Here is a 9,867-nt window from a genome sequence, read left to right as displayed (position 1 = left end):
GTTTTAATATACAAGGGGGACAACAAATACAAAAATTTGTGGAAATCTTACCGCTTGTTGCCCCTCTCTCTGCGAAAAATTGCCTAACGCAATTTTTTCGCTGTCTCTCTCCCGTAAACGGGAGAGAGTTTTGGTTTTGCTCAACGTTTCAACCCTCGCCCACTTGTGGGAGAGGGACAGATTTTTCTTCGTCCAGAAGAAAAATCAGGGAGAGGGCAAAAATTTCGAAAAATCCTACCGCTTGCAACCAACCTCAACGCCCCACCCGAAGATACACGGTGATTTCTTCTCGGTCGTGGTAGAGGTGTTTTGCTTGGATTTGGTGTGGCAAGCCTTGTTTATCAAGGGTTTCGCTAATAAAATCAAGGCAAAGTTTGACCTCTTGATAGCGTTTTTTCATTGGCAGTTTGAGGTTGAAAATGGTTTCGCGACACCAGCCGTTAATCAGCCATTTGGCGATCAGTTTGCTGATTCGCATTGGCTGTTCCACCATATCGCACACCAGCCAATCGATTTGCTTGCGTTTCGGCGGTTGGAATTTGAAACCGTCCTCGACACAATGTTCGATCCGCCCAGTATCGTGCAGGCTTGCCGCCATTTTGCCGTGATCGACCGCATACACAAACAGCCCTCGCTTCACGAGCTGATAAGTCCAACCACCAGGGCAAGCCCCTAAATCCACGCCGATCATCTGTTCGCTAAATCGATCCGCTTGTGGCACGAAGGTCAAAATCGCTTCCTCTAATTTGAGGGTGGAACGGCTGGGGGCATCTGACGGAAATTTCAGGCGAGGAATACCCATAAACAGTGGCGAACGCTGATGATTGTAGGCGTAACCCACATAGCAACAACCCGAGCGGACAAACAAAATATGCAGGGTTACGCTCTGTTTTTCGTTGCCGTTAGCGATCAGGTAGCCCTGTTTTTTGAGGGCGTTGCGTAACGGCACGCTAAATTTACGGCAAAACGTCAGCAACTCTTTCGCCTCGTTGGTGTCGGGCGTTTCCACCACCAGCTCGCTACTTTTCGGCAAGGATTGAGCTTGGTAAGCGGTCAAAATCGGACTGATTCGATCCTGCTCGGGCAGATTGTCTAACCGCTCGCCAACCACGATCATTTGGCGGACAAAAATCAAACTCGACACCGCAATTTCGCGTGCCAAGCGATCCGCTTCGCCTTGCTGGTAACACTCAAAAATCACATAACCGCTCTGCTCTTTCAAATTGGCAAAGCCGTAAATGCCGAGTTCCGCCGCACGTTCGCTGATTTCGCCTGCCACCTCTTTCTCAAAACCAGCACGGCAATAAAGGGCTAATTTGTTCATCTTAATTTTTGCGACTTCTTAAACTGATGTAGGCAAGTGCCGCCCAACCGACTAAAAACAGCGTGCCACCGACTGGGGTAGCAAAACGTAACGCGGGGCTGGCGTTGAGGGCGAGGGCGTAAAGACTGCCACTAAATAGCAAAATGCCTAACGCCCAACTACCGCCGATAATGTTGAAGGCTTTGGCACGGCAAGCGGGTGGGTTTTGCAAATTATTGGCAATTTGGAACAAACCTAACCCAAATAAGGCGAGGGTGTGCAACATTTGGTATATCAAGCCCTTGTCGATCCAGACCAAGGCTTGCTCGTCTAATTTGCGTTCCAACGCGTGCGACACAATAGCCCCAAAGGCGACACAAAAAAAGCCACTAATGGCAGAGAAAAAGAGAAATTTGTTTTTCATTGAGACCTCAATAAGTTAAACGGTTTTTTGCTTTCTGATATGTTTCATTACGTTCACGTTTGCCGACTGCAATCACTTTTACCACGATACGTTCATCGATCACTTGATACACAAGTCGATAACCCGAATTTCGTAATTTGATTTTGTAGCAATCTTTCATTCCTCGCAATTTAGCACTTTCTACACGAGGATTTTCGGCTCGTTCCTGCAATTTAGCGACAAATTGTTTTCGTAAATCCAAAGACAATTTGCGAAATTCTTTTTCCGATGACGGAATAAATTCAATCGCATAGCTCATTTGAGTAGATCCGCCAAATCAACAGGATAGCTTTTTTCGGCTTGGCGTTCCTCGATAATTTTGGCAAGTTCCGCATCGTCCGCCAACTCGATCAGATATTCATAAATATGCGGTGGCACGCAATAAAACGCAGGTTCATTGCGGTTTAAAATGGCAATCGGTTCGCCATTAGCGGCGTTAATAGTTGCCATTGGGTTGGTTTTCAGTTCCGTGATACTTGCCACGGTATCGGTTAAAACAAGACTCGGCATTTTATCCCCCTTTTTAGGGGGCGATTTATCGCTCTTTTTTTAGGTTTTGTCAAATAAAATATAACGCCCTATTCGCAAAGCAGATAGGGCGTTTAACGTTTAAGTGGTAGAAATTTTCAAGAATCCTACCCCTTGTTTGGCTTAGTTGATGTTGTAAGCCTCGGTGTAAGGGATAATGCCTCGTTTGAGCATTCTAGTTACGCCGTTGTTGTAATTTGAGCTGAAACCACGCAGTTCAAAGTTGATACCAAAACGGTTGTCGTAGTAGAAATCGTTGCGTCCGTCTGGTTTGCCCGTTGGGGTGGCAACGAGGCGGCGACCTGCGTAGAAGGTGGTTTTCCAACAGCAGGTGTTGTAGTCAATCGCTAACTGCATTTCAACGGGCTTTTTGAGGGCGAGATCACGATAGTAGCTTGCCATTACGGACACTTTGTCGGTTAATTCCCAGCCCACTACCCCGCCAAGCTGTTTGATGTCTTGCCCGTAGCGGTTCGCCCCACGGCTGAGGCTTTGGTCGATGTAATTTTTGCTCGCATAGCGGTAGTTCAGCTGAACCACTTTGTCTTGACGAGGTTTATATTGTAACGACATATTCGCTAACGAAGTTTCTCTTAGGCGGGTGTCGTATTGATAGCCACCGTGCCAGTTCCATTTCGGGCTAAATTTCCAGTTGGATTCCATCGCCCACGAGGAAGAACGTTTTGCCATACTGTTGGTGGAAAGGTTGTCAATTTTAGACGGGCTGAAATAGCGAATTTGCCCGATGCTGAAATTAAACACCTCCGCCCCTGTTCTGTCGTTAAAGAAACGGGTTGTACCGCCCACGGTAACTTGATTTGCCGAAGCGATACGATCTAAACCGCTGTAACGGCGGTCGTTAAACATTGAGTAATAATCTTGTTGTAACAAGGCAGAATCGTAGCCTAAACCTAAGTTTTGATAACGTTTTGAGCCAATATCGCTTTGATCCTTATAAGGACGATAGAGATATTGCACACGCGGCTCAAAGGTTTGGCTGAAACCAGAAAAGAGTTGATTATTCGCTTCTAAAACGGTTTTGAAGTCCAATTTGAGCTGTGGCAATACACGGCTGACACGGCTTTTCACATCTTCTGCTTGGGCTGAACTACCTTTTTGCTGCATATAGTAAGTGGTATAAAGTTTGGTTTCCACATCAAGGCTACCGTAACGGTTCGCCATTGGGAAATTCAAACTTGGCTCTGCGTGGAATCGCCACGCCGTTGGCATTAAGTGGCTATCGTTAGCAAAACGCGCCGTTTGGGCGAATAATTTGAAATCCCCCCCCTTGATCAGATTATTTTTATAATAATTAAAATCAATCTGCGGTAAGACACGGTAAGGCCCGATTGCCATATTGTCGAACGTTTGGAATTTTTTGCCCGAAATCGACAAATTGTAATTCGGTTGGTAGTAGCCTAATTTAAAGGTTTGAGTAGCGTAACCGTCTGTACTGCTACCGTAAGGCGAGTCAAAATCAGAGAAATAACGTTTGTCGCTTACTCTGGTGTAATCCGTAGAAAAACGCCAATTAGAGGCAAAATTCACGTTATGTTTCCAGTAAAGCATATAACGTGATTTATCTTTATTCTGCGGACGATTTTGCCAACTTGCCAAGCGATCATTGTTCATATATTCACTAGCAACTAAGCCTTGTCCGAAAGTCGTTAAATAACGAAATTCTGGGCTAATTTGCCAGCCTCGTTTTGAATAATAAGTTGGGGTAATGGTTGCATCATAATTCGGTGCGATATTCCAATAAATAGGTTGTGAGAACATCCAACCATCACGGCTTGAGCGTCCTGCATTTGGAATTAACAAGCCCGAACGGCGACGATCCCCAATCGGGAATTGTAAATAAGGGGTATAGAAAATCGGCACACCAAGCACTTTAAATCGAGCGTGCCACATTTCTGCATATTCTTCTTTGACATATTGTCTCATCTCTTTGGCTTCCACCGACCAAGACTCATCACCAGGTAAGCAAGAGGTAAAGCTCGCATTTTTAAACACACGCTGATCTTCTCGCACAGAAACTTCACCTGCCGTGCCTCGCCCTTGGCGTCCAACAAATTGATAATCCGCATTGGCTAAATCCGTATCTTTACTGAATAAATCAATGGTGGCATCACGCCCTTTGGCTTGCACAAAATTATCTTGATATTCAAAATTACCTTGCAAATATGCCATTCGGGAAATATCACCATTTTGTTCTAAACGAACTTGATCCGCCAAAATAGTGCGATTACCTTGCTTGACACTGACATCACCCGTATAAGTAGCATCTTTCGGCTGATTGATCACGGCACTATCTGCCTCAATATAAACAGGCATTTGGGTTTGATCGCCCTTAACCACTTCCCCTTGGAATTGTGGCACACCGAGCAAACATTGCTGTTTTAAATCTGCGTTGGCATAACTGCTATAACAAGCAGAAATAATCGCAAGAGAAAGTAAGCTGTAACGTTGTTTCATAATGTTTCTCTCTTAAATAATTCTCGAAAATTGTTGTCTTTTGGCGTGTTGGCGTGAATAAATATCAAAGCAAACACAAATGTTGCGAATGAGCAATCGTCCTTTTGGTGAGACGGTTAAAGCCTTATCGCTAATCTCAATTAAACCATCTTCCACCAACGGGGCAAGTAGAGCTAAGTCTTCGGCAAAATAGCGGTTGAAATCAATCTGATAATCCTGTTCCAAGCGGTCAGTTTCGAGCTTAAAGTTACAGATCAAGGCTTTAATCAAATCTCGGCGGATACAATCATCTTTCGACAACACAAAACCCTTGTGTAACGCAATGCCACGATCTTCCACATTTTCATAATAAAGTTTTAACTCTTTATGATTTTGGGCATAAGTATCGCCTAATAAGCTGATCGCCGACACCCCTAAGCCAAGTAAATCACATTCCTCTTGGGTGGTGTAGCCTTGGAAATTGCGGTGTAGCACGCCGTTTTGCTGGGCAATAGCCAATTCATCATCTGGCTTGGCAAAGTGATCCATTCCAATAAATTGATAGCCCGATTTACCCAAAAACTCAATAGTATTTTGCAAAATCGTCAGTTTAGTTTCTGGGGCTGGCAACATCTCATCTTTGATTTTGATTTGTGCCGCAAAACGGCTCGGTAAATGGGCGTAATTAAATACGCTCATTCGGTCTGGATTAAGTTCCACCACTTTTTCAAGGGTAAACATAAAACTTTCTACCGTCTGTTGTGGTAAACCGTAGATCAAATCAATGTTAGTCGAAGTAAAGCCGAGTTCCCTCGCTCGTTTCATTAGGGCAAAGATAAAATCTTCATCTTGTTCACGATTGACGAGCTTTTGCACCTCTTTGTTGAAATCTTGAATCCCCATACTAATGCGGTTAAACCCGATTTTGCGTAAATGATCGAGCATATCCAGCTCAATTTCACGGGGATCCATTTCGATGCTGATTTCTGCCTCAGCTTGCACATTGAAGTTGTCTCGCAACATCGTCATCAAGCGGGTAGATTGTGCTTCGTCAAGGTAGGTAGGCGTGCCGCCGCCCCAGTGAATTTGGGTAACTTGGCGGTTTTGGAATAATTTGGCACGATTTTTGATCTCTTTTTCCAAATAATCCAAATAGATATCCACCTTATGGCGGTGGCGAGTAATGATTTTGTTACAGGCACAGAAATAGCAAAGTTTATGGCAAAACGGAATATGCACATAAAGCGAAAGCGGACGATTCGGATAACGAACCGCCGCTTGCTGGAAATCGTGATCGGTGTAGCTTTCGCTAAATTCTAACGCCGTTGGGTAAGAGGTGTAACGAGGCCCTGATTGATTATATTTTTGAATAAGCCCCAAATCCCAAATAATTTCTGCCATTATAGCCCCTGACTAAATTGTTGAATGTCGTCTAGCAGTTGGCGACACTCTTGTTTGATTTCATCTTCCAACGCTGCCTCTTTGGTTTCCCGTTCTAAATCTAATTTCATACGCTCATTGCGTTTGAGATTTTTACGTTCGTCCAAAATCGGCATTGATTCCACCACTTGATATAACGCCCACATCGCTGGGAAAACCGCTAATTTTTTCCCAATCACATCAAGTAGTGGCTTTAAGCGTAACACCCCCTCGGAGAGATCACATTGCCCCGAAAGCATTGCTCGGGCAATCACATCGACACTGTCGCAGATATTACGGTAACGTTCACGTTTTGCCTGCTCGATCTGCTGTTGCTGGCGGCGAATTTTCCAAAAGAGCGAAATCGCATAGCCTGCCATCGACAGCACGATCAAAACGGCTAACACAAATAAAAAATATCGAATCATTTTTAACGGAATTGGTTAATATCAATGGTTTCAAATTGACGCAGTAACGCATCTTCGCTCTCGTCTTCGTCCTCAATGCCGAGTTCGGTCATCAACTCATCGATCCGATCCAAACATTCGTCCACGAATTTTTGATCTTCCGCCGAAAGCACCTTACCCGCCTCTAAATCGTCTAACAACTGGTTCAAACATTCGTTATTTTCCAACTGCTCTAACTCAATTTCAGGGGCTAAACGCGGTTTTTCTTCCACTGGCACAGGCTTAATCACTCTGCCCTTTTCAGGCTGATTCACAAATTCCACCATCAACGGCACTTTTTTACGGCTACCAATGCGAGGATCTTTCACCTCTTTCTGCACCACTTTTTTCTGCTCGGCAGGATCAACATTACGAGAACCATTCGGCAAGCCCTTATGCTTACGCTTTTTCTTCTCTTCTCTCGCTTTGGCATCTAATTCATAACGGGTCAATTTACGATTTTTGCCCCCACCCAATTTCGGCTTCGGCTGCTGCGGTTTATCCGCCTTACGCATCGGCATAATATCAGTAATACGGCGTGTTTTTTTAGTACGGCTCATAGTCGTTTTTCGATAATTTTTATTCAAACAAAATGAAGTGCGGATTGTATCACAAGAATACTCAAAATGGATAACTTCCACGAGGCGATTGCAAAGAGGTGCTGCAAGGGGCGGGATTTTGGGGAATTTCACACTAGGGCGGATATAAAATCCGCCCCTACATTTTAATCATTGCTCGAATAAATTTGCTGTTTTTTGCAAAAAAATTAAATTTTCCCGTTTTTATAAAATTTGGGATAAAGTAAGGAAAAACCGCATAAAAACCGATTTAAATTTATTTTATGCTAAATTTATAAACTTATCAGCATTAAATTCCACACCATTCCTAAAACTGTCGATTTTTGCTACTAGACAACCACCAAAAATTTCTGCACAATCCGCTTCAACACTTAGATTTAACATTTCGCATACATTTGTGGGAGGATTGAATGAAAAAACTATCAGGTGCTGAAATGGTGGTGCAGTCGCTTCAAGACGAGGGCGTAGAATACGTTTTCGGCTATCCAGGGGGTTCTGTACTCGATATTTATGACGCCATTCATACGCTAGGCGGAATCAAGCACGTTTTGGTTCGCCACGAGCAGGCGGCGGTGCATATGGCGGACGGTTACGCTCGTTCAACGGGTAAGGTGGGGTGCGTTCTCGTTACCTCTGGACCAGGGGCAACCAATGCGATCACGGGCATTGCCACTGCGTACACCGATTCGATCCCCCTCGTGGTATTCTCGGGGCAAGTGCCGTCTAGCTTGATCGGCTCGGACGCATTCCAAGAGTGCGATATGGTGGGCATTTCTCGCCCTGTGGTTAAGCATAGTTTCTTGGTCAAACGGGCGGAAGATATTCCGCAAATCATCAAAAAAGCGTTCTATATCGCCTCAACGGGTCGCCCTGGACCTGTGGTGATTGACTTGCCGAAAGATGTGGTAAACCCTGCGATCAAATACAATTACGAATATCCGAAAGAGATTTCGCTTCGCTCTTATAACCCAACGGTGCAAGGGCATAAAGGGCAGATCAAAAAAGCCTTGAAAGCGATTTTGGTCGCTAAAAAACCAATTTTATTCGTGGGTGGCGGTGCCGTGATTTCGGAAGCGAGCCAAAAAGTTACCGAATTCGCTCAAAAATTGAACTTGCCGGTTACCAGTTCGTTAATGGGCTTGGGGGCATATCCAAGCACCGACAAACAATTGTTGGGAATGTTGGGAATGCACGGCACGTTCGAGGCAAACACCGCAATGCACGAGAGCGATTTGATCTTGGGGATCGGGGTGCGTTTTGACGACCGCACCACCAACAATTTGGCGAAATATTGCCCGAATGCGAAAGTGATCCACATCGATATTGACCCTGCCTCTATCTCAAAAACCGTGCCAGCTTACATTCCAATCGTGGGCAGTGCCGACAATGTGTTAGACGAGTTCCTTTCGCTACTTGCCGAAGAAAATTTAGCAAAAAATCAGGCGGATCTCACCGCTTGGTGGCAGCAAATTGAGCAATGGCGAGCGAAAAATTGCTTGAATTATCAGCAAGGCGAGGACGTAATCAAACCGCAAGAAGTGATCCGCACCGTGTATAAATTAACCAACGGTCAAGCCTATGTGGCTTCTGATGTGGGGCAGCACCAAATGTTTGCAGCGTTGCACTATCCGTTTGATCTACCTCGCCGTTGGATCAACTCGGGCGGTCTCGGCACAATGGGCTTCGGATTGCCAGCGGCAATCGGCGTGAAATTCGCCCACCCAGAGGCGACGGTGGTTTGCGTAACGGGGGACGGCAGTATTCAAATGAATATTCAAGAGCTTTCCACCGCCAAACAGTATGATACGCCAGTGGTGATCATCAACCTCAATAACCGTTTCTTGGGAATGGTGAAACAGTGGCAGGATATTATTTATGCGGGTCGCCACTCGCAATCTTATATGAACTCGTTGCCAAATTTCGTCAAACTTGCCGAGGCTTACGGACACGTTGGGATCGAAATCACCAAACCGTCCGAATTAGAGGCGAAACTCAAAGAAGCCTTTGCGATCAAAGATAAATTGGTGTTTGTTGATGTGTTAGTTGATGAAACCGAACACGTTTACCCAATGCAAATTCGTGGCGAATCAATGAAAGATATGATGTTAAGCAAAACGGAGCGAACCAATGCGTAGAACACTCTCAGTCTTATTAGAAAATGAATCGGGGGCGTTGTCCCGTGTGGTGGGGCTTTTCTCTCAACGTGGCTTCAACATTGAAAGCCTGACCGTTGCCCCAACCGATGACGAAACCCTCTCGCGAATGACGATTGTCGCCAAAGGCGATGAAAAGGTTTTAGAGCAAATCGAAAAGCAGCTGCACAAATTGATCGATGTGTTTAAGGTGATCAACCTCAGCCATTGCGAACACGTTGAGCGTGAAATTCTGTTGCTCAAAGTGCGTGCGGTGGGTTCAACCCGTGAAGAATTGAAGCGAATGACCGATATTTTCCGTGGGCAAATTATCGACATCACCCCGAAAATCTACACCATTCAGCTTTCTGGCACGAGCGAAAAACTCAACGCTTTCATCGAAGCCGTCAAAGCCGAAACCACCGTGATCGAAATCGTCCGCTCAGGGCTGATTAGCCTCTCGCGTGGCGAGAAAAATAGCCTATAAACGGTAAACTAAATAGCCAAAAGGGACGCAAGTGCGTCCCTTTTTATTTTGCAAGGG

The 9,867-nt window shown here is 45.1% G+C and carries 10 protein-coding genes; 2 read left to right on the top strand and 8 right to left on the bottom strand.

Translation table 11 applies throughout. The annotated features are described in order from the left end of the window. Nucleotides 1-253 precede the first annotated feature (253 nt). From rlmM to yihI, 8 genes are all read right to left on the bottom strand, one after another. Complete coding sequence (gene rlmM / locus B0187_RS01655; protein ID WP_078236127.1) at nucleotides 254-1,324, bottom strand: 23S rRNA (cytidine(2498)-2'-O)-methyltransferase RlmM; 1,071 nt, start codon at nucleotides 1,322-1,324, stop codon at nucleotides 254-256. 1 nt (nucleotide 1,325) lies between these two features. Then, nucleotides 1,326-1,727 carry a DUF423 domain-containing protein gene (locus B0187_RS01650; protein ID WP_078236126.1) on the bottom strand — a complete coding sequence of 134 codons (402 nt, stop codon included), beginning with the start codon at nucleotides 1,725-1,727 and terminating at the stop codon, nucleotides 1,326-1,328. A 7-nt stretch (nucleotides 1,728-1,734) separates the two neighbouring features. Next, a complete protein-coding gene (locus B0187_RS01645) occupies nucleotides 1,735-2,025 on the bottom strand; it encodes a type II toxin-antitoxin system RelE family toxin (RefSeq protein WP_078236125.1) in 291 nt (96 codons plus the stop codon). Continuing rightward, on the bottom strand, nucleotides 2,022-2,276 hold the full coding sequence (locus tag B0187_RS01640; RefSeq protein ID WP_078236124.1) for a type II toxin-antitoxin system Phd/YefM family antitoxin: 255 nt from the start codon (nucleotides 2,274-2,276) through the stop codon (nucleotides 2,022-2,024). Before B0187_RS01640 ends, B0187_RS01645 begins: the two co-directional genes overlap by 4 nt. A 141-nt stretch (nucleotides 2,277-2,417) precedes the next feature. Further along, nucleotides 2,418-4,769: an LPS assembly protein LptD gene (gene lptD, locus B0187_RS01635; protein ID WP_078236123.1), complete on the bottom strand. Its 2,352-nt coding sequence runs from the start codon at nucleotides 4,767-4,769 to the stop codon at nucleotides 2,418-2,420. 12 nt (nucleotides 4,770-4,781) lie between these two features. Continuing rightward, complete coding sequence (gene hemN, locus B0187_RS01630; RefSeq protein ID WP_078236122.1) at nucleotides 4,782-6,149, bottom strand: oxygen-independent coproporphyrinogen III oxidase; 1,368 nt, start codon at nucleotides 6,147-6,149, stop codon at nucleotides 4,782-4,784. Beyond that, a complete protein-coding gene (locus tag B0187_RS01625) occupies nucleotides 6,149-6,595 on the bottom strand; it encodes a DUF2489 domain-containing protein (protein ID WP_078236121.1) in 447 nt (148 codons plus the stop codon). The genes hemN and B0187_RS01625 overlap by 1 nt, the downstream gene beginning before the upstream one ends. A gap of 2 nt (nucleotides 6,596-6,597) precedes the next feature. Continuing rightward, nucleotides 6,598-7,173: a Der GTPase-activating protein YihI gene (gene yihI / locus B0187_RS01620; protein ID WP_078236120.1), complete on the bottom strand. Its 576-nt coding sequence runs from the start codon at nucleotides 7,171-7,173 to the stop codon at nucleotides 6,598-6,600. 428 nt (nucleotides 7,174-7,601) lie between these two features. On the opposite strand from yihI, the gene B0187_RS01615 reads away from it, so the two are divergent. Both B0187_RS01615 and ilvN read left to right on the top strand, forming a co-directional pair. Continuing rightward, a complete protein-coding gene (locus tag B0187_RS01615; RefSeq protein ID WP_078236119.1) occupies nucleotides 7,602-9,326 on the top strand; it encodes an acetolactate synthase 3 large subunit in 1,725 nt (574 codons plus the stop codon). Beyond that, complete coding sequence (gene ilvN, locus B0187_RS01610) at nucleotides 9,319-9,810, top strand: acetolactate synthase small subunit (RefSeq protein WP_078236118.1); 492 nt, start codon at nucleotides 9,319-9,321, stop codon at nucleotides 9,808-9,810. The genes B0187_RS01615 and ilvN overlap by 8 nt, the downstream gene beginning before the upstream one ends. The last annotated feature ends 57 nt before the right edge of the window (nucleotides 9,811-9,867 follow it).

This window comes from Haemophilus paracuniculus (assembly GCF_002015115.1).
Taxonomy (GTDB): domain Bacteria; phylum Pseudomonadota; class Gammaproteobacteria; order Enterobacterales; family Pasteurellaceae; genus Haemophilus_E; species Haemophilus_E paracuniculus.
The sequence above is the reverse complement of the archived record's forward strand: the minus strand, read 5'-3'. Positions and strand labels throughout refer to the sequence as shown.